General features: G+C 61.0%; 20 protein-coding genes. 12 read left to right on the top strand and 8 right to left on the bottom strand.

Annotated elements, in window-relative coordinates:
• Positions 1-10: 10 nt before the first annotated feature.
• Genes NR164_RS22360 through NR164_RS22370 form a run of 3 tightly spaced genes read left to right on the top strand, consistent with a single transcriptional unit; the run spans position 11 to position 3,506 of the window.
• Positions 11-670, top strand: coding sequence for a YjbF family lipoprotein (locus tag NR164_RS22360; RefSeq protein WP_256823274.1), 660 nt, complete (start codon positions 11-13; stop codon positions 668-670).
• Entirely contained in the window at positions 667-1,434 is a 768-nt protein-coding gene (locus tag NR164_RS22365; protein WP_046383826.1) for a capsule biosynthesis GfcC family protein, read from the top strand. The genes NR164_RS22360 and NR164_RS22365 overlap by 4 nt, the downstream gene beginning before the upstream one ends.
• Positions 1,431-3,506 carry a YjbH domain-containing protein gene (locus NR164_RS22370; protein ID WP_256823275.1) on the top strand — a complete coding sequence of 692 codons (2,076 nt, stop codon included), beginning with the start codon at positions 1,431-1,433 and terminating at the stop codon, positions 3,504-3,506. The genes NR164_RS22365 and NR164_RS22370 overlap by 4 nt, the downstream gene beginning before the upstream one ends.
• Positions 3,507-3,544: 38 nt before the next feature.
• Here NR164_RS22370 and NR164_RS22375 read toward each other — a convergent pair whose 3' ends face one another.
• From NR164_RS22375 to NR164_RS22390, 4 genes are all read right to left on the bottom strand, one after another.
• Entirely contained in the window at positions 3,545-4,936 is a 1,392-nt protein-coding gene (locus tag NR164_RS22375; RefSeq protein WP_102617935.1) for an undecaprenyl-phosphate glucose phosphotransferase, read from the bottom strand.
• Between the two features lie 255 nt (positions 4,937-5,191).
• A complete protein-coding gene (locus tag NR164_RS22380; RefSeq protein WP_256823276.1) occupies positions 5,192-5,863 on the bottom strand; it encodes a helix-turn-helix domain-containing protein in 672 nt (223 codons plus the stop codon).
• Positions 5,864-5,893: 30 nt separating this feature from the next.
• The gene (locus tag NR164_RS22385; protein WP_046383822.1) at positions 5,894-6,649 is read right to left on the bottom strand and encodes a hypothetical protein; all 756 of its coding nucleotides are present in this window, start codon (positions 6,647-6,649) and stop codon (positions 5,894-5,896) included.
• A 4-nt stretch (positions 6,650-6,653) separates the two neighbouring features.
• Positions 6,654-7,370 carry a winged helix-turn-helix domain-containing protein gene (locus NR164_RS22390; RefSeq protein WP_046383821.1) on the bottom strand — a complete coding sequence of 239 codons (717 nt, stop codon included), beginning with the start codon at positions 7,368-7,370 and terminating at the stop codon, positions 6,654-6,656.
• Between the two features lie 471 nt (positions 7,371-7,841).
• Here NR164_RS22390 and NR164_RS22395 point away from each other — a divergent pair, with 471 nt between their 5' ends.
• From NR164_RS22395 to NR164_RS22410, 4 genes are read left to right on the top strand one after another with little or no spacing between them, the layout of a single operon-like run.
• Positions 7,842-8,873, top strand: coding sequence for an isopenicillin N synthase family oxygenase (locus NR164_RS22395; protein ID WP_256823277.1), 1,032 nt, complete (start codon positions 7,842-7,844; stop codon positions 8,871-8,873).
• Positions 8,874-8,886: 13 nt separating this feature from the next.
• Positions 8,887-9,681, top strand: coding sequence for a MetQ/NlpA family ABC transporter substrate-binding protein (locus NR164_RS22400; RefSeq protein ID WP_057004850.1), 795 nt, complete (start codon positions 8,887-8,889; stop codon positions 9,679-9,681).
• Positions 9,678-10,424, top strand: coding sequence for a methionine ABC transporter ATP-binding protein (locus NR164_RS22405; RefSeq protein WP_079443584.1), 747 nt, complete (start codon positions 9,678-9,680; stop codon positions 10,422-10,424). The genes NR164_RS22400 and NR164_RS22405 overlap by 4 nt, the downstream gene beginning before the upstream one ends.
• Positions 10,421-11,086, top strand: a complete 666-nt coding sequence (locus NR164_RS22410) for a methionine ABC transporter permease (protein WP_046488453.1) — start codon at positions 10,421-10,423, stop codon at positions 11,084-11,086. Before NR164_RS22405 ends, NR164_RS22410 begins: the two co-directional genes overlap by 4 nt.
• Positions 11,087-11,090: 4 nt before the next feature.
• Here the strand turns inward: NR164_RS22410 and NR164_RS22415 are convergent, their stop codons facing one another.
• Positions 11,091-12,518 (bottom strand): PLP-dependent aminotransferase family protein, encoded by a 1,428-nt coding sequence (locus tag NR164_RS22415; RefSeq protein ID WP_079443585.1) that lies wholly within the window; start codon positions 12,516-12,518, stop codon positions 11,091-11,093.
• 142 nt (positions 12,519-12,660) lie between these two features.
• On the opposite strand from NR164_RS22415, the gene NR164_RS22420 reads away from it, so the two are divergent.
• The 3 genes from NR164_RS22420 to NR164_RS22430 all read left to right on the top strand — a co-directional run bounded on the left by NR164_RS22420 (position 12,661) and on the right by NR164_RS22430 (position 15,438).
• Entirely contained in the window at positions 12,661-13,293 is a 633-nt protein-coding gene (locus NR164_RS22420; protein WP_046383817.1) for a LysE family translocator, read from the top strand.
• Positions 13,294-13,375: 82 nt separating this feature from the next.
• Complete coding sequence (locus NR164_RS22425) at positions 13,376-14,434, top strand: diguanylate cyclase (RefSeq protein ID WP_046383816.1); 1,059 nt, start codon at positions 13,376-13,378, stop codon at positions 14,432-14,434.
• 137 nt (positions 14,435-14,571) lie between these two features.
• The gene (locus NR164_RS22430) at positions 14,572-15,438 is read left to right on the top strand and encodes a pirin family protein (RefSeq protein WP_079443588.1); all 867 of its coding nucleotides are present in this window, start codon (positions 14,572-14,574) and stop codon (positions 15,436-15,438) included.
• 200 nt (positions 15,439-15,638) lie between these two features.
• Here NR164_RS22430 and NR164_RS22435 read toward each other — a convergent pair whose 3' ends face one another.
• A complete protein-coding gene (locus NR164_RS22435; RefSeq protein ID WP_256823278.1) occupies positions 15,639-16,865 on the bottom strand; it encodes an MFS transporter in 1,227 nt (408 codons plus the stop codon).
• A gap of 224 nt (positions 16,866-17,089) precedes the next feature.
• On the opposite strand from NR164_RS22435, the gene NR164_RS22440 reads away from it, so the two are divergent.
• The gene (locus NR164_RS22440; protein WP_046383813.1) at positions 17,090-18,535 is read left to right on the top strand and encodes a mechanosensitive ion channel family protein; all 1,446 of its coding nucleotides are present in this window, start codon (positions 17,090-17,092) and stop codon (positions 18,533-18,535) included.
• Positions 18,536-18,540: 5 nt separating this feature from the next.
• Here the strand turns inward: NR164_RS22440 and NR164_RS22445 are convergent, their stop codons facing one another.
• Positions 18,541-18,978: an Rrf2 family transcriptional regulator gene (locus NR164_RS22445; protein WP_256823279.1), complete on the bottom strand. Its 438-nt coding sequence runs from the start codon at positions 18,976-18,978 to the stop codon at positions 18,541-18,543.
• Between the two features lie 143 nt (positions 18,979-19,121).
• Between NR164_RS22445 and NR164_RS22450 the strand changes: the two genes are divergently transcribed.
• Positions 19,122-20,006 carry an NAD(P)/FAD-dependent oxidoreductase gene (locus NR164_RS22450; RefSeq protein ID WP_128192487.1) on the top strand — a complete coding sequence of 295 codons (885 nt, stop codon included), beginning with the start codon at positions 19,122-19,124 and terminating at the stop codon, positions 20,004-20,006.
• Between the two features lie 19 nt (positions 20,007-20,025).
• Here the strand turns inward: NR164_RS22450 and gudD are convergent, their stop codons facing one another.
• On the bottom strand, positions 20,026-21,375 hold the full coding sequence (gene gudD, locus NR164_RS22455) for a glucarate dehydratase (protein ID WP_126586030.1): 1,350 nt from the start codon (positions 21,373-21,375) through the stop codon (positions 20,026-20,028).
• Positions 21,376-21,381 lie beyond the last annotated feature (6 nt).

A 21,381-nucleotide genomic window follows, 5' to 3' on the forward strand; every position in this document is an offset into this window, starting at 1 on the left:
TGGAACCTGCGTGAACAGTGTGAAAACCGGTATTTACGTGTGCCTTGCGTGGCTGTTGTGCGGCTGCAATCCACTGATGCAGGCCTCGCTCGATACCTTCAAGGCGGCCGTCGTCGGGCCTGCGCCATTGGTGCTGAGCCAGGCCCAGGTGGACGCCGTGCCGTTTCCCCAGATCAAAGTGACCACGGTGTCCAGCGAAGGCGTGATGGCGTTGATTCGTCAGCGCGACGACCTGCAGTTCTGGGTCGCCTCCGGCAAACAGGTGCTATTGATGCGCGATGGCCTGGTGGTGCGTACCGTTGGCCTCGGCACTGATCTGGATGGCACGCGCTGGCAAGGGCAGTCGCCGTTCCAGCAGGGGCTGCACCGCGTGCCGGACGGCTACCGCAGCAGCCGGCAGATCGACCTGGTGGATGGCTATCGCGTCGGCATCACCGTCACCAGCCGTCTGACCCGCGAGGGCATGGAGACGCTCGAGATCCTCGACAAGCCTTACATCTTGTTGCGCGTCGATGAGGACATCGAAGCCGAGGCCCTGGGGTTTCGTGCGCGCAACCGTTATTGGGTCGACCCCACTGACGGCTTCATTGTGCAAAGCGAACAGCACCTCAGCCCGCGCCTCACGTTGAAAATCACCCAACTGCAACCCGCCCGTAAGGAGGCCCGATGACCGCCCGCAAACGATGGGCGCTGGCGCTGTTGTGGAGTTGTGCCAGTGCATGCCACGCCGCCCTGACGGTGAGCGGCCAAGTCCTGCACCCCGGGCCGATCGCCCTGCCGCCCGAGGCGCGCTTGCTCGACGCGATCATTGCGTCACAACCGGATGCCCAGGGCTATTGGCTGGCGGCGGCCTGGCTGCACCAGCCATTGATCGAGCCCCAGGCCCGGCTCAAAGCCGGCGTGCTGTTTGACCTGGATACGTTGCGCCAGGCTGCCTTGGCCGCCGGGTACGACAGCCGGGCCGACTTGGCGGCGCGCGTTTATCGACAGGTGCAGGCCTTGCCGGTGACCGGCCGGCAACGCGCGATGCTGGACCCGGTGGCGGTGGAGGTCGGCTTTGCGCCCAACCTGCGGGTCAGCGACGGCGATCGACTGATCTACCCGCCCAGGCCGGCAGGTGTGCGCGTCCTGGGCGCGGTCGCGCAGCCTTGCACCCTGGTGTTCCAACCGATGCGGGCGGCACGCGATTACCTCGACGAATGCCCGGCGGTGGCGGGGGCCGACGTCGACTACCTGTGGCTGATCCAGCCCGACGGCCTGGTCACGCGCCTGGGCATTGCCCCCTGGAACCGCGAGACGGCGGCCGCGCCTGCACCGGGCAGCACGCTGCTGGTGCCGCTGCGCAGCGACGACCTGGAACCGCCCACCCCTGAGCTGAACCAACAACTGGCCGAGTTTCTTGCCACCCAACCCCTGGCTGAGGTCACGCCTTGAAATTATGTATTGCAGCCGTGCTGCTGGTGCCCTGTGGCGTCGCGCACGGCGATCCGCGTTACACCCAGAGTGATTTTGGCGGGGTCGGGCTGTTGCAAACCCCGACCGCACGCATGGCCCCGGCCGGCGAACTCAGCGTCAATGCCAACCGCACCGAACCTTACAGTCGCTACAGTTTTTCCGCGCAACCGCTGGACTGGCTCGAAGGCACCTTTCGCTACACCGCCATCACCAACCGCCCCTATGGCCCCGAATCGTTCAGTGGCAGCCAGAGCTACAAGGACAAGGCCGTCGACGCCAAAGTGCGTCTCTACGAGGAAAGCCACTGGTTGCCCCAGGTCGCGCTGGGGATGCTCGACCTGGGCGGCACCGGACTGTTTTCCAGCGAGTACCTGGTGGCCAACAAGCGTTATGGCGAATTCGATTTCAGTGCGGGCATCGCCTGGGGTTACCTGGGCAGCCGGGGCGATTTCGGCAACCCGCTGGGCGCGCTGAGTGATCGCTTCAACGAGCGGCCCACCGCCGAAGGTTCCGGCAATTTCTCCAACGGTTACTTCCGCGGCCGGCCCGCGCTGTTTGGCGGCGTCGCCTACCAGACACCCTGGGCGCCGTTGAGCCTCAAGCTGGAATACGAGGGCAACGACTACCAGAACGAGCCTCGAAACAACCATCTGCGCCAGGACTCGCCGGTCAACCTCGGGCTGGTTTACAAGGTGGCCGACTCCGTCGACCTGAGTGCCGCGTGGGAACGCGGCAACACGGCGATGTTCGGTATCACCCTGCACACCAATTTCGTCAGCCGCAAGGCGCCGGTCAAAACCTACGACCCGCCGGCCCCCAAGCTGCCCGCCCAGGCGCCGAGCGTCGCGATGGATCAGGTGGATTGGGCCGCGGTGTCCAAGCGTTTGCAGGACAATGCCGGCTATAACGTGCAGCGGATTGCCCAGCGCGGCCCTGAGTTATTGGTGTATGGCGAGCAGCAGCGCTATTTCTACAGCGCCAAGGCCGTGGGTCGCGCCAGCCGTATCCTGGACGACAGCGTCAATGACCAGATCAGCTGGTTCACCCTGGTGAGCGAGCGGTACGCCATGCCGATCGAAGAAACCAGCGTGCCCCGCGAGACGTTCCGCGAGGTGGTCAACCAACGCGAGCCCCTGCAGACCCTGCATCGCCAGACCGAAGTCAACCCGCCCAGCGCCCCGGCGCAAACGCTGCTTTACACCCAAGCGCCCAAGCCCCTGAGCTACGGCGTCGGGCTGGGTTACAAGCAGAACGTCGGCGGGCCGGATGGCCTGCTGTATCAGATTTCCGCCGACCTCGACGCCGAATACCGCTTCACCCGCAACACCTGGTGGAGCGGCCTGCTCAGCGTCAACCTGCTGAACAACTACGATGGCTTCACCTACGACGCGCCCAGCGGCTTGCCGCGCGTGCGTACCGATTTGCGCAAGTACATGACCAGCTCTGACGTGACCGTGCCGACGTTCCAGCTCAACCACGCGGTGCGACTGGATCAGGACCTGTATGGCATGGTCTACGGCGGGTTGCTGGAATCGATGTACGCCGGTGTCGGCAGTGAGGTGCTGTACCGGCCGATGGGCCAGCGCTGGGCCTTGGGCGCCGACCTGAACTACGTGCGCCAGCGCGGGTTCGAACAGGACTTCAGCCTGCGCGACTACCGCACGGTCACGGGGCATATCACCGGCTACACCGACTTGCCGTTCAACACACAGGGTGCGCTGAGTGTCGGTCGCTACCTGGCCCGGGACTGGGGCGCCACCCTGGACTTGTCGCGCGAGTTCAACAATGGCGTGCGGGTTGGCGCCTGGGTCACCCGCACCACCGCGTCAAAAGAAGCCTTTGGCGAAGGCAGCTTCGACAAAGGCCTTTACCTGTCAATTCCCTTTGATGAGCTGATGAGCCTGTCGACGATGCGCCGCGCCAATCTGGTGTGGGCACCGCTGACCCGCGATGGCGGCGCGCGCCTCAATCGCGCGTATTCGCTGCATACGATGACCGATGGCCGCGACAGTGATCTGTTCTATCGGAACTTCGAGAAGATCACTGAATAGACAAGGAAAGGGGGACGTGAAGTCCCCCTTTGTTTGCCTCAGTAAATGTCTTTGGACAGCAGTGTGAACGGCGTTTTCAGCAGGATCTTGATGTCCAGCCACAGTGACCAGGTGTTGATGTAGCGCAGGTCGATGTCGACGCGCTTTTGCATCTTCTCCAGGGTCTCGGTCTCGCCCCGGCACCCATTGATCTGTGCCAGCCCCGTGATACCGGGCTTGATACGGTGGCGCGCCATGTACGCGTGAATCTTCCCCGAGTAGTAGTCGTTGTGCGCAACCGCATGGGGCCTTGGACCGACCAGGGCCATGTGCCCTTGCAGCACGTTGAACAACTGCGGCAGTTCATCGATGGACGTGCGGCGCATGAAACGCCCCACGGGGGTGATGCGTGAATCGTGGCGGCTGGCCTGGCGTACTTCGTGGTCGTCATGCACGCGCATCGAGCGGAACTTCCAGACCTTGATCACCTGACCGTTCCAGCCGTGACGGTCCTGCTTGAAGATCACCGGGCCGGGGGAGGTCAGTTTGATCAGCACGGCGAACAGCAACAGCAGCGGGCTCAGCAGGATGAGCGCGAGCAAGGCCACGCTTTTGTCCAGCAGCGACTTGCTCAGTGCGGCGGTCGGACGGCTGGTCAGCGGGCTTTCATTGAGGAAAATCGCCGGCAGGCCGTCCACCTCGGCCACGCAGTGATTGAGCAGCAGCATGTTGTTGAGGTCGGGGACCCAGATGACGTCGACGCTGATCTCCAGCAGGTTGATGTACAGCGCCTCGATATGGGTGGCTTCCTGCAGCGAATGGGTGATGTACAGCCTGCGGATGCCGTGCTGCCGGATCAACTGCGGGAGGTCCGGCAGCTCGCCGAGTATCTGCGATTGCACGCCCGGGGCTGCAGTCGCCGTGGCGCCGACGAGGCCGACCAACGGTGAGCGTTTTTGCCGGGAAAGTGTTTTCGCCAGGTCGGCAGCAAGTTTGCCGGTACCCACGATCAGCGATTTATGTCGCTCGTGAAGTTGCCCGTGGTAATAGCGGGAAAGACTGTGGATCGGGATGTAACAGAGCGCCAGCACGGCATAACTAATCGCCGCCCACAGTAGCAGGATTTCGACGGGGAACAACGCGTTAGCATTGCAGGCGATACCCACCGCAACCAGTATCAGCAGGGTAAGTAACCAGCCCATGAAGAGTCGGCCCAGTCCCACCGCGTAATCATCTTTCTTGCTGTAGACGTCACATAACATATAGGCCGGGATCGAGGCCAATATGCTAAAGGCAGCCAATACCCGGTAGGGATATTCCAGCTGGCCAGTCTTTAAAATAACCAATGCAAATAACAGTGTGACGACCAAACTTGACGCCAGCGTCCACTGCCCCCAAAAGGTCAGACCTTTGGGTGTTAGGTTACGATGCATTCTCCGGTTATTCAGCATACTACTGCTCCCAGTGGTGACCACTCATGGTGGCAGGCTTAAGCGAGGCGTGGCATTGAAACAGCCAAATAGACAGGCACGCGTAGGCGCGCACAGATTGATATTAATCAACGGCAGGGGGCAGTAGCTGACGAGTTATAACAGGCACATAGCGATAGTTAAGTGGCTGTTGGGTGAGACGGATTGTTATAAAAAGGCAGAGAGTGGAGCGTGATCAACGCCAAGATTAACGACTCTAGAATTATTATATTTTTTTCAGCGAAGCTGCTGGGCGAGTTCCAGGGGGTTTTTTATCCTCTGGGTCAAGCAATAGCCACGATTTCTCACCGAACGGAACAAACGCTCGCCATCGTTGACGCGCTTGAATTTTTCCTGAAGTCGGCTGAGGCACATTTCCAGGCCGCGATACAACTCCGGTTCGCGACCAATATTGCGAATAAGTTCTTCTTTACTCACCACGCGTTCTTCATGGTGTAACATTTTTTTGATAAGTGCTGACTCGATCGTGGTCAAGGAAATGCGTAAACCACCCTTGACCAACATTCGGTCATGTTGTGTAAAGGTCCAGTAGTCGGGTGCCTGTAGCGGAGGTTTTTCGGTGAGGGTCGCCAGCGCTTTTTGAGGCCTGTCGGTGCTGTGGAGTTGAACGTTTAGTTCCAGTTTATTGTAGGGTTGCAATGTTTTGTAAATGACCGGCGTTGATGCGTTATTGGCGCTGTCGGGTTTTTTGATCGTTGAATTGTTAGTGTAGTGCGAATTGAAATACTGGTTGCCAAACAATGGCGTGCTGGTTGCCTGGGTTTCTGCTGTCTTGGTTCGCGGCGGGCAAGCGATATCGCCATAGAGTAACTCCGCATGCGACGCAAAGTCGGGCAGCGGAATAAAGGTGGGCGTAGTGGTGGATAGGTGTTTTTTGAGTGAGCTCATAGTGGTTACCATGATCCTATGGGTTGAGTGTTATACATTTTCGGCCGGCGAGTAATAACCGCCCTGAAAGTAATTGAAAGGCAAACGCTTAGCGAGTGTTGCACTGTCAGAGAATTCAACTTTGTCTGCAATGAATGAGGCTCGGCTGGTGCTTATCAGCTCTAACATGCGGTCGTAGAGCCGGTCGAACAGATCCGAGCGTATATTCAGGCTGAGTCTCAGGAGCACATCCGGAAATGGCATTTTTATATAGTCATAGAGTTTCAGTTCGATCAACAGGTCGGCCTGCTTTGTATCCAGAGTGTAGTTATTGTAGGCAAGCTTGATACTACTGCGGTCTTTGAGGTTATACAGTTGGCGCACCATCGCGCGGCGTTCTGTGGGGCCGGGAAGTGCGTCCAAGGGGTTTTCTATAGTGATAACGAGTTGCTGCTTATAGCTTTCCAAGACATGCGCTACCTGGATAAGTTCCTTGAGCGTGTCCTCGGACATAAGCGCTGATTGCTCGATGCGTAGAAATTTATGAGTCACCGGCTGTGCAGAAGCAAGTGGTAAATGGCTGAAATCGGCAGTCATGCGTGGGTCGATGCGCGACAGGGCGTCACGGTAGGCGCATTTAAGTTGAGCGCGATACAAAGGCTGCGAATGCTCTGGGAGATTGAGCAGATTATGTGCGCTGGTTACGCGAATCTCATTGCCCCAAAGTGCGCAACTGCGCTCAACTATCGCTTGTCTGAAGAGCTTGGGTTGGGCTATTGTGACAGGCGATATTTTCTCGTTATTCACGATGCTATCTCTCCTGGGTTGGGTGCAAATACTGGGCGGAAATAATCCCACGGCTCAACTTGTAACCGTAGCCACGGATGTTCTGAATGATATTTTCGCCATAGCGCGCCTTGATTTTGCTGCGCAGGCGGCTGATGGATTTTTCCAGGGCTCGGGAGTCGTAGAATTTGGTGTTGAGCCCCATAACATTGGCGATTTCATCGTGACTGAGCAGTCGGTTATAGATCAGTGCCTCGAGAACTTTCATTTCGATGAAGGAAATCTCAAGTTTCTGACCGTTGCCGTAAATGCACATCCGGTCCTGATCGAGAATAAGTTTGCAGCAGTCCAAGCGATACGTTTCATTGAGAAACGCCTCGACTAAACTCAACTTTTCTTCAGGGGAGGTTTCGGTGACTTTTAGGCAGTAGTCCGCGCCGGCCAAATAATATTTGGTTTTACTTTGAGTAGAGGCGAACGTGATGAAGACAACTATCAGGCCAGTCGGGTTTTTATGCCTGGTTTTTTTTATGATGTCCAGGGTTTGACTGCTGGCAGAAGGCGTGTCGATTTCTATGACGATGGCGCGATAATCGGCGTGATCTTCATGATGACCGACTAGTTGACCGTAGCTGCGTGTATCGACTTTTAAATCATTCGGTACAGTGCGAACTATAAGTGCTCTGAAATCCTCAGTTTTAGACGTAGTCCGTGCAATAGCGAGGACGTTGGAAAAATGCATCACCTACTCCCTTTTCTGGCATGCAAGGCCGACAGTTCAATCGCTGCTAGCGTTAGATACTAATCGAATTGATTCCGCCAAAACGTGACAAATTTTAACATTCGTAGCTTTATTCTAAAGGCTGCAGCGGGGTGCGAGGGAGGTGTTGCGGGTGCGGCGTTTGCATGGGTGTACACATATGCTAGTGCAGATTGTTAGTGTGCGATAAGTATCTTAGGTCAATTGGTTTTTAGGCCAATGGCGATTTAATTTTTTCTATAAATGAGGCCAGGTGAGGGGGCGACTAATTGCCTTAAACCGCCAGGAATTTGCCACCGACGCCTGCCCGGTGCTGTCGATTCTGCGCTTTACCTGCGCGGTCCTCCCGGACCCGACGACGGCTTAAGCTAATTCTAAAAAGGTATTTATTACCGATTTTTAAGATCGTTTAGCTTGGTCGCTCCCCCAAGACGTTCATGGAGTGAGCCGCCGATGCTGCAATCAATCACCGCCTTGCCGCTGCTGGACCTGTCGCTGCTCGATGGCAGCCCGGCGCAGCGCAGCGCGTTTCTCGATGAGCTGCGTTTTGCCGCGCGGCATGTCGGCTTCTTCTACCTCACCGGTCACGGTATCGCCCCGGCGTTGCTGGCCGAGGTGCAGCAGCAGGCGCGGGCTTTTTTCGCCTTGCCCGAGGCAGACAAGCTGGCGGTCGGGATGATCAACTCTCCGCACTTTCGCGGCTATAACCGCGCGGCTTCGGAAATCACCCGGTGCCAGCCGGACCTGCGTGAGCAGTTCGACGTCGGTGCCGAGCGCGAACCCTTGGCCGTTGAGCAACACCCCGCGGCCTGGGCGCGCCTGCAAGGCCCCAATCAATGGCCGGCGGCGTTGCCCGAGCTCAAACCTCGGGTGTTGGCCTGGCAGCACGCGATGACCCGGATGTCGTTGCGCCTGCTGCGCGCGTTCGCCCAGGCCTTGTCCCTGCCCGAAAATGCGTTCGACGCGCTGTACGGCGACAAGCCCAACGAACATATCAAGCTGATCCGCTATCCCGGTCGCCACGCCGGGCAGAGTCGCCAGGGCGTTGGCGCGCACAAGGACTCCGGCTTCCTGAGTTTCCTGCTGCAAGACCAGCAGGCCGGTTTGCAGGTGGAAGTGGAGGAGGGGCGCTGGATCGACGCCGCGCCGCGGCCCGACACGCTGGTGGTGAATATCGGCGAATTGCTCGAGCTGGCCAGTAACGGCTATCTGCGCGCCACGGTCCACCGCGTGGTGTCGCCGCCGGTGGGCCGCGAGCGCGTGTCCCTGGCATTTTTCCTCGGCGCGCAGCTGGATGCGGTGGTGCCGGTGTACCCGCTGGCGCCCGAACTGCTGCGCGATGCCCACGGCCCCACCAGCGACCCGCGCAACCCGTTGCTGCGCGACGTCGGCTGGAACTACCTCAAGGGCCGCCTGCGTTCCCACCCGGATGTGGCCCAGCGTTTCTACGCCGACGCCACACTGCCCCATGCACTGTCCGCCTGATCAGGAGATCACTCTGTTGAAGACCTTCACACTAACCCTGGCGGCCTTGCTGAGCGCTTTCAATGTGGCCGCCGCCGATGCCTTGCGCGTCGCCGCCGACCCGATTCCCCATGCACAAATCCTCGAATACGTGCAGAAGCTCGACCCGGACCTGAAGCTGAACATCATCGAGATCCCCAGCGGCGTGAACTCCAATGAGTTGCTGGCCCATGGCGATGTCGACGCCAATTACTTCCAGCACCTGCCGTATCTCAAGGCCCAGGAACAGGCGCTCGGCCAGACGTTCGCGGTAGCCGCCACCGTGCATATCGAACCGTTGGGGATCTATTCGCACCGCCACACCCGCTTCGACCAGGTGCCGGACAAAGGCACCGTCGCCGTGCCGAATAACGTCACCAACCTCAGTCGCGCCCTGTACCTGTTGCAAGCCAATGGCCTGATCACCCTCAAGCCGGGCTTCAACGATGCGTCCAAGGACCAGGCCACGCCCAAGGACATCGCCGAGAACCCCAAGCACCTGAAGATCCTGGAAATCGAATCGCCGCAGATTCCCCGGGCGCTGGAGGATGTCGACCTGGCAGTGATCAATGGCAACTTCGCCCTGGAAGCCGGGCTGCAACCGGCCAAGGATGCGCTGGGGCTGGAGAAGGCTCAGGGCAACCCTTACGCAAATATCCTGGTGACCACGCCCAAACTGGCGCAGGACCCGCGCATCCAGCAACTGGCCAAAGACCTGCGCTCGCCGGCGGTGGCCAAGTTCATCAGCGAGAAATATGCCGGCTCGGTGATCCCGGTGGCGCTCGAATGATCGTCGTCGAGGGTGTCAGCAAAACCTACGCCGATGGCCAGCCGGCGGCGCTGGACAACGTGTCGTTGCAGATCGCCGATGGCTCGATTTTCGGCATCGTCGGCCGCAGCGGCGCCGGTAAAAGCACGTTGCTGCGCTGCCTTAATCTGTTGGAGCGGCCGACGTCCGGGCGCATCCTCATGGATGGCCAGGACCTGACCCGGTTAACCGGCAAGGCGCTGCGCCAGCAACGCCAGCGCATCGGCATGATCTTCCAGGGGTTCAACCTGCTGCACTCGCGCAACGTGGCGGATAACGTCGCGGTGCCGTTGGAGATTGCCGGGGTGCCCAAGGCCGAGCGCGTCGCGCGGGTGGCGCAGTTGCTGGCGTTGGTTGGCTTGAGCGACAAGGCGGCGGCGTTTCCGTCGCAACTCTCCGGTGGGCAGAAGCAGCGTGTCGGCATCGCTCGCGCACTGGCCGCGCGCCCGGCGTATTTATTGTCGGATGAAGCCACCAGCGCCCTGGACCCGGAAACCACCGCTTCGATCCTGGCGCTGTTGCGCGATATCAACCGGCAACTGGGGGTGACCATCGTGTTGATCACCCATGAGCTGGACGTGGTAAAGGCGATCTGCGACAGCGCGGTTTCCCTGGCGGCGGGGCGCGTGGTGGAAAGCGGCACGCTGCTGCAACTGCAGGCCGACCCGTCCTCGCGCCTGGGCCGTGCGCTGGCGCCCAACCTGCAGGTGGTGAGGGCGGGATGAAAACCGACTGGAATGAAGTTCTCCAACTGCTGCTCAACGCCACCGGCGAAACCCTGTACATGGTGCTGCTGGCGGGGCTGTTCACCTTGTTGATCGGCCTGCCATTGGGCGTGCTGCTGTTTATCAGCCGCGCGGGTGGGCTGTTCCCGCTGCCAAGGCTCAACCGTGCGTTGGGTGCGGTGATCAACCTCGGGCGTTCGCTACCGTTTGTGGTGATGCTGATCGCGCTGATTCCGCTGACCCGCCTGATTGTCGGCACCACCCTGGGCAGCACGGCGGCGGTGGTGCCGATCACCATCGGTGCTTTTCCGTTTTTCGCACGCATCGTCGAGACCGCCCTGGATGACGTGGACAAGGGCCGCATCGAGGCAATCGTGGCCATGGGCGGCGATATCCGCCATGTGATTTTCAAGGTGCTGCTGCCCGAAGCCTTGCCGGCGCTGGTGGCCGGGGTCACGTTGACCCTGGTGATGCTGATCGGCTTTTCCTCCATGGCCGGGGTGATCGGCGGCGGTGGGTTGGGCGACTTGGCGATTCGCTACGGCTACCAGCGTTTCAACAACCAGATCATGGTGGTGACGGTGGTGGTGTTGGTGGTGCTCGTGCAGGGCGTGCAAAGCCTGGGCGATCGCTGCGTCAGGTCGTTGGCGCATCGCCGATGAGCCTTCATGTCGATAGTGATCGCGGCTCGCGCACAGCCTTGAGCAACAGCGTTTCGAAGGCTTGTTGCACCCCGGGCCCGTCACTGTGGGCCACATTGAAGCGCATCGAATCAGGCAGCGCCGGGTCGTAACCGAACAATGCCCCCGGTGCCAGCACCATGTTCTGCTTCAACGCCTCCTGGGCCAACTGTTCGCCGTTCACCCCCGGCGGCAGGCGGGCCCAGATGAACATGCCGCCTTCATACGCCATCGGCAATTGACAGCCGCAGCGCTTGAGCCATTGTTCGACACGCGCACCGGCTTCCAGCAAGCGCTGCACCATGCGCTTGCGGTGCCGGGCGTAACTGCCTTCGCTGAGCATGCGGTAGACGATCTGCTCGAACAGCTCCGAGGTCACGCCGCCGCTCATCAACTTCATATGGGTCAGGTTGGCCGCCAGTTGCGGCGCGGCCACCACGTAGCTGACGCGGGTGTTGGCGCTGAGGATTTTCGAGAAGCCCGACAGGTAGGTGACCTGGTCCAGGCCGGCGATGGTGGCCAGGCGCGGCGGCGGGTTGGGATGCAGGTCGCCGTAGAGGTCATCCTCGACGATATGGCAGTGGTACTGGCGGGTCAGTTGCAGCAGACGAAACGCCTGGCTGGGGCTGAAAGAGTGCCCGGTGGGGTTATGCAACACACTGGTGGTGAGGTACAGGCTGGGGCGATGTTCGGCCAGCAACTGTTCGAGGGCGTCGAAATCGAAGCCATCCGGGCGCCGCTCGATCGTCACCACCTTGACCCCGTGCAGGGCCAGGTTGGCGTGGAAGTTGAAGTAGCAGGGCGCGTCGAGCAGCACCGTGTCGCCGGGGCGGGCGAGCAAGCGCATGAGCATGTCCAGGCCTTGCAGGGTGTTGGGCGTGGTGATGATTTGCTCCACCGGCACCGACAACCCTTCGGCATGCAGTTTGTGTTGCAATGCCTGGCGCAACGGCAGGAACCCGGCCGGCGTGCCCATCCCGGCAAGGCGCAGCGACGGCGCGCGCACCACGCTACGCATGGCTTGGCGAAGCGCCTCGCTGTTCAGCCACTCCTCCGGCAAATGCCCGCCACCGGGGCGCAGATCTCCATTGACGGTGACCAGCGGCCGGCGTAACACGCTGAGCAAGTCCTGGGGCAACAGGTCGACCCAGCTCGTCGAGGCGGCGCGGATGATGTCTGTTGTCACAAAGTGGCCAAGGCCCTGGCTCGAGGTCAACAGGTTGCGCCCGCGCAGGCGGTCCAGCGCTTCATTGAGGGTGAACTTGCTCACGCCCAGGGTCTGGGTCAGTTCACGCACCGACGGCAACTTGCTGCCGGGCGCCCATTCGCCGTTCTCGATGGCCTGGCTGAACGCCTCGACGATCTGTTGCACCTTGGGTGGGCCAGCCCGAAAGGCGATGGCGGATACAAACATGCGGCTTCCTTGTCTTTGCTGGTGATTTTACCGGTGAAGTAGGGCCGGATTAGGCCTTACTTTACCTGCCCTGCGCAATGCCGCGGCCCTAGACTGCCGGCTATCCCGCCACTTTCCGGCTGTCTTCCCAAGGTCCAAGGCTATGACAAGCGCGTTGACGCTCTCTTCGTTTCTCTACTTTCTGCTGTTTTGCGCCACCGTGACGTTCAGCCCCGGCCCCATGACCTTGCTGCTGCTGAGCCTAGGCTTGAAGGACGGCTTGCGCGGCTCGATCCCCGCGCAGCTCGGCGCCAGTGTGTCGTACCTGGTCTCTATCCTGATCTTTGCCGTGGGTTTCTCGGAATTGATCAAAGGCAACCTCGCCATCACCCAGGGTATCCAGATGGTCGGCGTCGCCTACATTCTCTACCTGGCCTACAAACAGTGGACCGGCAGCGGCGTGTCCATCGACGGGGTCGTTGCCGTGGAAGGCGCACGCAGTCTGTTCGGCAAGGGCTTGCTGACCGGGTTTTCCAACCCCAAGGCGATCATTATGTTCAGCGCCGTGTTCCCACAATTCGCCGGGGCCGGGGAGCACAACTCGATGGCGGACATCGCTATCCTCGGGCTGACCTTTCTGGTGCTGCAGTTCGCCAGTGGCTGCCTGTATGGCTATTTTGGCCAGCGCATCAAGCCGGTACTGGAAAACCCCCGGCGGCGGGTCTGGTTGCAACGGATCACGGCATTGTTGTTGCTGGGCGTCGCCGGGATGCTGGCGCGGGGCTTTTCCCACTGACGGCGCTGAGCTTACAAGGGATAGTGGCGATATGCTGTTGCCCTGATAGACTCCAGGCACCTACCCAGGATCGCACCTCACCATGCCAGCCGCCGGAGGAAATGGAGTTCCGCTCGCTACCCGCTTGTACAAAACCCGCACGTTGGGTCTGACACTTGGCTTTGCCTGCGTGGCCTTCGGCATGTCCGCGTTGAACCCACCGCTTTGGGTGTGGGCGTTGATGCTGATCAACGGCTTTGTCTGGCCGCACCTGGCTTATCAATGGGCACGCCGCAGCGCCAACACATTGCGTTGCGAGCGCCACAACCTGCTGTTCGATTCGTTTTGCGGTGGCTTCTGGGTCGGTGCCATGCACTTCAACCCACTGCCCAGCGTCACCACGTTGTCGATGATGACCATGAACAATGTGGCCATCGGTGGTCCCCGTTTCATGCTGGCGGGCTGGGTGGCGCAGGCGTTGGGCGTCGGCGTGTCGCTGCTGATCTTCACCCCGGCCTTCATCGGCATGACCAGCCAGGCGCAGTTGTATGCCTGTTTACCGATCCTGATGCTGTATCCGCTGGCCCTGGGCTGGATTTGCTATCGCCAGGCGGTGTCCCTGGCCGGGCACAAGCGTGAGCTGCTGGCCCTGAGTCGCACCGACAGCTTGTCCGGCCTGCTCAACCATGGCGCGTGGAAGGGCCATCTGGACATCGAGTTCCAGCGCTGCCACGGCGGGCAGCAGGGCGCGGTGATTGCCCTGATCGACATCGATCATTTCAAAGTGATCAACGACACCTACGGCCATGTCACCGGCGATCTCGTCCTGCGCCAGCTCAGTAAAGTGCTGCGCCAGAACCTGCGCGCCACCGACCTGGCCGGACGCTACGGCGGTGACGAGTTCTGCGTGATCCTGCCGGACGTGCCGCTCAACCGCGCCACGCAAGTGATGGATACCCTGCGCGATCGCTTCAATGCGCTGGCCTATGCCCAGGACCCGACCCTGCGTGTCAGCTTGAGCATCGGTCTGGCGCCTTATCGGGTCGGGCATAGCGATTCGACCAGTTGGCTCAACGATGCCGACCAGGCGTTATATGACGCCAAGAGCAGCGGGCGCAATCGGGTCAGCGCGGTGCAGGGGCCTTGGTTGAGGTCGGTCTAGTGGGACGGCGTCCCCAGCCAGCAAAAACAAACTGAGGACGTGTTGATTGTCCTATGCATAGAACGAACAACGCCGCGTTTGCCGGCTAGTCCCCAAGGCCAGTGGGACTTATGGTGTAGGCACTTTGGAGGTACACCATGAAAAAACTCATCGGCATCTACACCAGCCCCCGCGCCCACTGGGTCGGCGACGGGTTTCCGGTACGCACGCTGTTTTCCTACGACACCCTGGGCAAGCACATCAGCCCCTTCCTGTTGTTGGACCACGCGGGCCCGGCCGATTTCACCCCGACCACACAACGTCGCGGCGTCGGCCAGCACCCGCATCGCGGCTTTGAAACCGTGACCATCGTCTACGACGGCGAAGTCGAGCACCGCGACTCCACCGGGGCTGGCGGCACGATCGGCCCCGGCGACGTGCAATGGATGACCGCCGCCAAGGGCATCCTCCACGAAGAGTTCCACTCCGAAGCCTTCGCCCGTAGCGGCGGGGTGCTGGAGATGGTGCAACTGTGGGTCAACCTGCCTGCCAAGGACAAAATGGCCGACGCCGGTTATCAGACGATTGTCGACGGCGATATTCCGCTGCTGCCGCTGGCCAATGAGGCTGGCCAGCTGCGCCTGATTGCCGGTGAGTTCGCAGGCACCAAAGGCCCGGCGCGCACCTTCACGCCGATCGACGTGTGGGACCTGCGCCTCAACGCCGGCAAGGCGCTGACCCTGGACCTGCACGCCGGGCGGAACACGGCGCTGGTGATCTTGCGCGGCACGGTGCTGGTCAATGGCGAAGAAATCGCGCGCCAGGGGCAATTGGCACTGTTTGAGCGCGACGGCACGCAACTGTCGCTGGAATCCAGCGACGACGCCAGGGTGCTGTTGCTCAGTGGCGAACCGATCGACGAGCCTATCGTCGGGCATGGTCCGTTTGTGATGAATACTGAGCAGGAGATTCATCAGGCGTTTGCTGATTTCCACTCCGGTCATTTCGGGCAGATGCAGCACTGAAAGGCTGACGCCAAGCCTAATGTGGGAGCGGGCAAGCCCCCACATGCGTAATTGCATGGACTTGACCCGTGAGGCCGAGAGTGGTCGTTATGCTGTAAACGTTCGGCGGCGATCATGAGTTCGAACCGGCAGACTCTTCTTTGCGGACATGATCCGTATGCTTCCTTGGAATATGCTTACAAGCCTGCCGACGCAACTTTCTATTTTCCGGCTTCTTGGTCAGCTTCGAGAATCAAGCTCGGGGATGGGCCGCGAGCCTTTGCGAACCACCACAGGGCAAATGCCCCAAGAATAGTCGTTAACACGGCCAAAATCAGGATTACGGTCTGGGTGCCCAAGGGCGCAGCTAACAAAGCCACCAGTAAACCTGCCAGAGGCTGGGACATGTTGTTCAGCAGCGTGATCACACCTACCGTCTTGCCGAAGTCCTGAGGCGGTATCACCTGCTGCCGGATAGTGCGTATGTAGACGTTGAACATTTTGTCGAAGCCTGCGATCAACAGGAAACCCAGCACATAGCCGAGCAGACTCGGACTCAGGGCGCTGATGAATGCCCCCGTTGCGATCATCGAATATCCGACACCCCCGAGGACCCGCAGAGGCAACACCACCCGAGCGAGAAGGAACAGGATCACGATTGTTGTCACCGCACCCGCCGCTTGCAGCGCTGCATAGTTATCCTTGCCGGCGCTGTACTGGCCGATCACCATGGCCGCCGAAGTTGCCAAGGTGACACCAACGATCAGGTTGACGCCTACCGCCAGAATGATGATTTTTTTCAATTCTGCGAAGCTACGGATATGCCCAAAAGCGATCCTCAAGGGCTGCAACCAGATGTCTTGATGCTGCTCGAACACCTCTAGCGTCATACGGCTAAGACGTTGCCACGCCAGCATGCTCAGGTCTGCCAGCAGGAACAATCCGGCGATCCAAAGCACCACCCAGTGCCAAGCCCAAACCTCAAGCATCAGTGCCGCCACCAGAGGCCCGAGGACCAGTCCCGCCTGGTCGGCGATCTGGGAGTAGGACAACGTCTTGGTGTAGCTGTAGTGCTGGAAGATATGCGGCATCAGCACTTCGCGAGCCATGATGCCTTGCGTGGTCAGCACCCCGCACAGTGCCGACAGCACCACTATCCAACCGATGCCACCAAAGATTCCGTAGAGCACCACCCCCAGCACACAGAGCCATGCCCGGTAGACCTGACTGATATGCAGGATCTTAATAGGCGGGTACTTGTCGCACAGCGCGCCGCACAGCGGGAACGCGAGAAATCGCGGCAGCGATTCGACGAAAAACGCTAGCCCTGCCCATGAAGCGCTGTTGGTGGTCTGGAACACCACCAGCGGCACAATAAACAACAGGATCTGATCCGCCAGCCTCGATAGAAAGAGCGAGATAAAAAAGGCGAGGTAATCCTTACGCATAGGGAACTCCTTTGTGTAAGCGACGTGGCATAGCGGTCTGAAGAAACATCAGTATGAGTTTACAAGGTGTCTAGATAATCCGGCGCGCTGCAAACGCCTGGTCAGTGCTGATGCAATCAGGTGGTCAGATACGGTGCAATTTCCCACCCGCATTTTGCTCCGCGCTATACCCCCACATCCCCATTTCATGCGATCTTCTCGGCATTCACCCTGGAGTCGCCTGGATGCCCTCATTTATCGCTGATCACCCCATGTTGTGCGCCCTGGCGCTGATCTTTATCGACATCGGTGTGTGGCGCTTGATTTCCGCTGAGCTGGCCAATTGGAAGCTGGCGGCGCGGTTGGTGATTTTTGCGGTGTTCAGCGCCGTGTTGTTCAACGACGGCATGAACCCGATGCTCGTCGCGCCGTATGCCGACAACACCGCGCTGCACCTGGCCGCCACTGCGTTGCAGATCGGTTGGTGGCTGTTCGCGGCGCGGACCCTGACGGTGTTGCTCGGCGCGGTGATGATGCAGCGCGTGGGCCACACCGGTCGGCTGTTGCAGGACCTGCTGGGCGCGGTGATTTTCCTGATTGCGATCATCGCCGCCATGGCCTACGTGCTCGACCTGCCGGTCAAGGGCGTGCTCGCCACCTCCGGTGCGGTGGCGATCATCGTCGGCCTGGCGCTGCAAAGCACCCTCAGCGATGTGTTTTCCGGGATCGTGCTCAACACCACCAAGCCGTACCAGCTCGATGACTGGATTTCCATCGACGGCACCGAGGGGCGTGTCACCGATATCGATTGGCGCGCTACGCGGTTGCAGACCTCCCAGGGCAGCATGGCGGTGATCCCCAATTCGTTGGCGGCCAAGGCCAAGATCGTCAACTTTTCGCGCCCGGCGGATATGTTCGGGCTGTCGGTCAGCCTGCAAGTCAGCCCCCACGCCCGCCCGCAGACGGTGATCGAGGCGCTGGAGCGGGCGATGCAAGGGTGCCGGCCGCTGCTGGCCAAACCGGCGCCGAGCGTGGCGTTCAAAACCTCGGCCAGCGACGGCGTGGAGTATGAAATCAGCGGCTTTGTGCCGTCGATGCCGCTCAAGCGCGAAGTGCGCAACCAGCTGTACGACCTGGCTTTCCGGCACTTGCAGGCGGCGGGCGTCGGTTTGCTGTCTGCCACCGAAAGCAGCGCGCCGCCGGCGCTGTCGGGGGCGCGGGCGTTGCTGGAGCGCTCGTCGATTTTCTCCACCCTGCGCCAGGAAGAGAAAGACACCTTCAGCCAGAACATGACCCTGCACAGCTACCGTGCCGGCGCGGTGATCCTGCCGGCGGGGGAGGTCAGCGATCATTTGTTTATCGTCGAATCCGGCGTGGTCTCGGTGATGCTGGACAAGGCCGGGCACATGTTCGAAGCCGGGCGCATGGGGCCGGGGGAGGTGATCGGCGAGGCTGGGATCTTGTCCGACGAGGCCACGCTGGCGGACTTTCGCGCCAAGACCTTCTGCACCCTCTATCGCATCGAGAAGGAATACCTCAAGCCGTGCCTGGATGCGCGGCATGACATCGGCGAAGCGATGAAAGCGCTGCTGGATTTCCGCATACATGCGGCGCAGACCCTGACCCAGGAAGCACCGGTGGTGCCGGTGAAAAAGGGGTTCCTGCAGTGGTTGCGCAAGCGCCGGCTATAGTGCGATCAGGGCGCCGGGGCGAGGCGGCAACGCTCGTCGAAATCCTCGGCCAACTGCGCCAGCGTCACATCCCCCAGCCGCGCCAGTAACAGTGCCTGGGCCTGGTCGAACGCGTCGCTCAGTGCCGCGTTCACTGCCTGTTCCACCAGGCATTGCGGGTGGTCGGTGGACAAGCCGATGGCGAATATCGACGGCGTGCCCAAGGCATTGTGGATATCCAGCAAGGTGATGTCACTCAAGGGTTTGCCCAGGGTCCAGCCACCCTGATGACCTTTTTCCGAGCGGACATAGCCTTTTTCCTTGAGCAGCCCCAGTGTGCGCCGCACCACCACCGGGTTGGTGCCGAGCATCTGCGCGATGGTCTCCGAGGTGGCGCGCGCTTCATGGCGGTCCATATGGATCAGCACATGCAGCATGCGCGAGAGGCGGGGGTCGTTTCTCATCAAAAAACCTCAAGTCGATTCGGTCGAAAGTATCCTTCGTAACCCAAAAAGTTGCGAGACACTTGACGTGCTATTTTTACGTAACTTATGGTGTGTCGTGAAAGCGCGCGGATAACCGCGCGCACCTGACAAGGGGCACTTTCATGATGCATGACGTCATTATCGTGGGCGGCAGCTATGCCGGCTTGTCCGCCGGCCTGCAATTGGCGCGGGCGCGACGCAAGGTTCTGGTGATCGACGCGGGGCAGCGGCGCAATCGGTTTGCCGCCACCGCCCATGGCTTTCTCGGCCAGGACGGCCAGGCGCCGGACGTCATTGCCGCCGAAGGTCGCAGCCAACTGATGGAGTATCCGAGCGTCACCTGGGTTCAGGACAGCGTATTACAGGCGGCTACGGCGCCGGGCGGTTTCAGGGTGCACACGCAATACAACGGCGGATTCGAGGGGCGACGCCTGATCCTCGCCACCGGGGTGGTGGACGAATTGCCCGCCCTCGAAGGCTTGGCGGAACGCTGGGGCAAGCACGTGTTTCATTGCCCTTACTGCCACGGCTATGAGCTGGATCAAGGCCGCATCGGTGTGTTGGCCACCTCGCCGCTGGCGATGCACCATGCGCTGATGTTGCCGGACTGGGGCACCACCACCTTGTTCACCAACGGCGTGTTCACCCCGGATGCCGAGCAACAGGCGCAGTTGGATCGGCGCGGGGTCCGCGTGGAGCGCACGGCGGTGACACGGATCAGCGGTGAGCGCGTGGCTCTGGAACTGGCTGATGGCCGCGTGATTCAGCTGGACGGCGTATTCACGATGTCCCGCACTCGCCTCAGTCCCTTGGCCGAGCAGTTGGGCTGTGTGCTGGCCGACGGCCCCACCGGCCCGTACCTGCACACCAACGAAACTCGCCAGACCTCTGTGGCCGGCGTGTTTGCCTGTGGCGATGCGTCCCTTGCCGCCGGTTCCGTGGCGCTGGCGGTGGCCGAGGGCGTGCGCGCCGGGGTGGGCGCGCACGTTTCGTTGATTCACGGTTGAGGCTGGCCGCGATCGGCGCTCAGCGCACCAGGCACGGGCGCTTGTTATCGAAACGCCAACCGGGGATCAGAAACTGCATGGCCACGCTGTCATTGCGCGCACCCAGGCCCATGTCTTTGTAGCGTTCGTGGGCCTGGGCCACCGCGTCCATGTCGATCTCGACACCCAGCCCCGGCTTGGTCGGCACCTGGATATGACCGTCGACAATCTGCAACGGCGCCTTGGTCAGGCGCTGGCCGTCCTGCCAGATCCAGTGAGTGTCGATCGCGGTGATGTCGCCCGGTGCGGCGGCGGCCACCTGGGTGAACATCGCCAGGGAAATATCGAAGTGATTGTTGGAATGCGAGCCCCAGGTCAGGCCCCATTCATGGCACATCTGCGCCACGCGCACCGAGCCTTGCATCGTCCAGAAGTGCGGGTCGGCGAGGGGAATGTCCACCGATTGCAACTGGATCGCGTGGCCCATTTCGCGCCAGTCGGTGGCGATCATATTGGTGGCGGTGGGCAGGCCGGTGGCGCGGCGGAATTCAGCCATGACTTCGCGGCCCGAATAGCCGTTTTCCGCGCCGCATGGGTCTTCGGCGTAGGCCAATACGTGATGCTGGTCGCGGCACAGGGCGATGGCTTCCTTGAGTGACCAGGCGCCGTTCGGGTCCAGGGTGATGCGTGCGTCGGGGAAGCGCTCGGCGAGGGCCGTGACCGCTTCGATTTCTTCGGCGCCGCGCAACACGCCGCCCTTGAGCTTGAAGTCGTTGAAGCCGTACTTGGCCTGGGCGGCTTCGGCCAGGCGCACGATGGCGTCCGGGGTCAGGGCCGGTTCATGGCGCAGGCGGCACCAATCGTCACCATCGGCTTCGCTGCGGTAGGCCAGGTCGGTCTGCTGGCGGTCGCCAATGTAGAACAGGTAGCCGAGCATCTTCACCGCGTCGCGCTGCTGGCCTTCGCCGAGCAGGGCGGCCACCGGCACTTCAAGGAACTGGCCGAGCAGATCGAGCAGCGCCGCTTCCATCGCGGTGACGGCGTGGATGGTGATGCGCAGGTCGAACGTTTGCAGGCCACGGCCGCCGCTGTCGCGGGCGGCAAAGGTGCGGCGCATGGCATTGAGAATGCTCTGGTACGCGCCGATCGGCTTGCCGATCACCAGGCTGCGCGCGTCTTCCAGGGTTTCGCGGATGCGTTCGCCGCCCGGTACTTCGCCCACGCCGATGTGCCCGGCGCTGTCCTTGAGAATCACGATATTGCGCGTGAAAAACGGCCCGTGGGCGCCGCTGAGGTTGAGCAGCATGCTGTCGTGGCCGGCCACCGGGATCACTTGCAGGTGGGTGACGATGGGGGCATGGCTGGCGTGGTGCTGGTGTTCTGTATTCATCAAAAC

It is taken from the genome of Pseudomonas sp. Pse79, assembly GCF_024519615.1.
Taxonomy (GTDB): Bacteria; Pseudomonadota; Gammaproteobacteria; order Pseudomonadales; family Pseudomonadaceae; genus Aquipseudomonas; species Aquipseudomonas veronii.

Excerpts from the sequence above, each read along its gene's own strand:
- NR164_RS22395 (WP_256823277.1), top strand. The coding sequence starts at position 7,842 with ATGCTGCAATCAATCACCGCCTTGCCGCTGCTGGACCTGTCGCTGCTC.
- NR164_RS22365 (WP_046383826.1), top strand. The coding sequence starts at position 667 with ATGACCGCCCGCAAACGATGGGCGCTGGCGCTGTTGTGGAGTTGTGCC.
- NR164_RS22375 (WP_102617935.1), bottom strand. The coding sequence starts at position 4,936 with ATGCTGAATAACCGGAGAATGCATCGTAACCTAACACCCAAAGGTCTG.
- NR164_RS22425 (WP_046383816.1), top strand. The coding sequence starts at position 13,376 with ATGCCAGCCGCCGGAGGAAATGGAGTTCCGCTCGCTACCCGCTTGTAC.
- gudD (WP_126586030.1), bottom strand. The coding sequence starts at position 21,375 with ATGAATACAGAACACCAGCACCACGCCAGCCATGCCCCCATCGTCACC.
- NR164_RS22445 (WP_256823279.1), bottom strand. The coding sequence starts at position 18,978 with ATGAGAAACGACCCCCGCCTCTCGCGCATGCTGCATGTGCTGATCCAT.
- NR164_RS22440 (WP_046383813.1), top strand. The coding sequence starts at position 17,090 with ATGCCCTCATTTATCGCTGATCACCCCATGTTGTGCGCCCTGGCGCTG.
- NR164_RS22415 (WP_079443585.1), bottom strand. The coding sequence starts at position 12,518 with ATGTTTGTATCCGCCATCGCCTTTCGGGCTGGCCCACCCAAGGTGCAA.
- NR164_RS22405 (WP_079443584.1), top strand. The coding sequence starts at position 9,678 with ATGATCGTCGTCGAGGGTGTCAGCAAAACCTACGCCGATGGCCAGCCG.
- NR164_RS22410 (WP_046488453.1), top strand. The coding sequence starts at position 10,421 with ATGAAAACCGACTGGAATGAAGTTCTCCAACTGCTGCTCAACGCCACC.
- NR164_RS22390 (WP_046383821.1), bottom strand. The coding sequence starts at position 7,370 with ATGCATTTTTCCAACGTCCTCGCTATTGCACGGACTACGTCTAAAACT.
- NR164_RS22450 (WP_128192487.1), top strand. The coding sequence starts at position 19,122 with ATGATGCATGACGTCATTATCGTGGGCGGCAGCTATGCCGGCTTGTCC.
- NR164_RS22435 (WP_256823278.1), bottom strand. The coding sequence starts at position 16,865 with ATGCGTAAGGATTACCTCGCCTTTTTTATCTCGCTCTTTCTATCGAGG.
- NR164_RS22380 (WP_256823276.1), bottom strand. The coding sequence starts at position 5,863 with ATGAGCTCACTCAAAAAACACCTATCCACCACTACGCCCACCTTTATT.
- NR164_RS22420 (WP_046383817.1), top strand. The coding sequence starts at position 12,661 with ATGACAAGCGCGTTGACGCTCTCTTCGTTTCTCTACTTTCTGCTGTTT.
- NR164_RS22430 (WP_079443588.1), top strand. The coding sequence starts at position 14,572 with ATGAAAAAACTCATCGGCATCTACACCAGCCCCCGCGCCCACTGGGTC.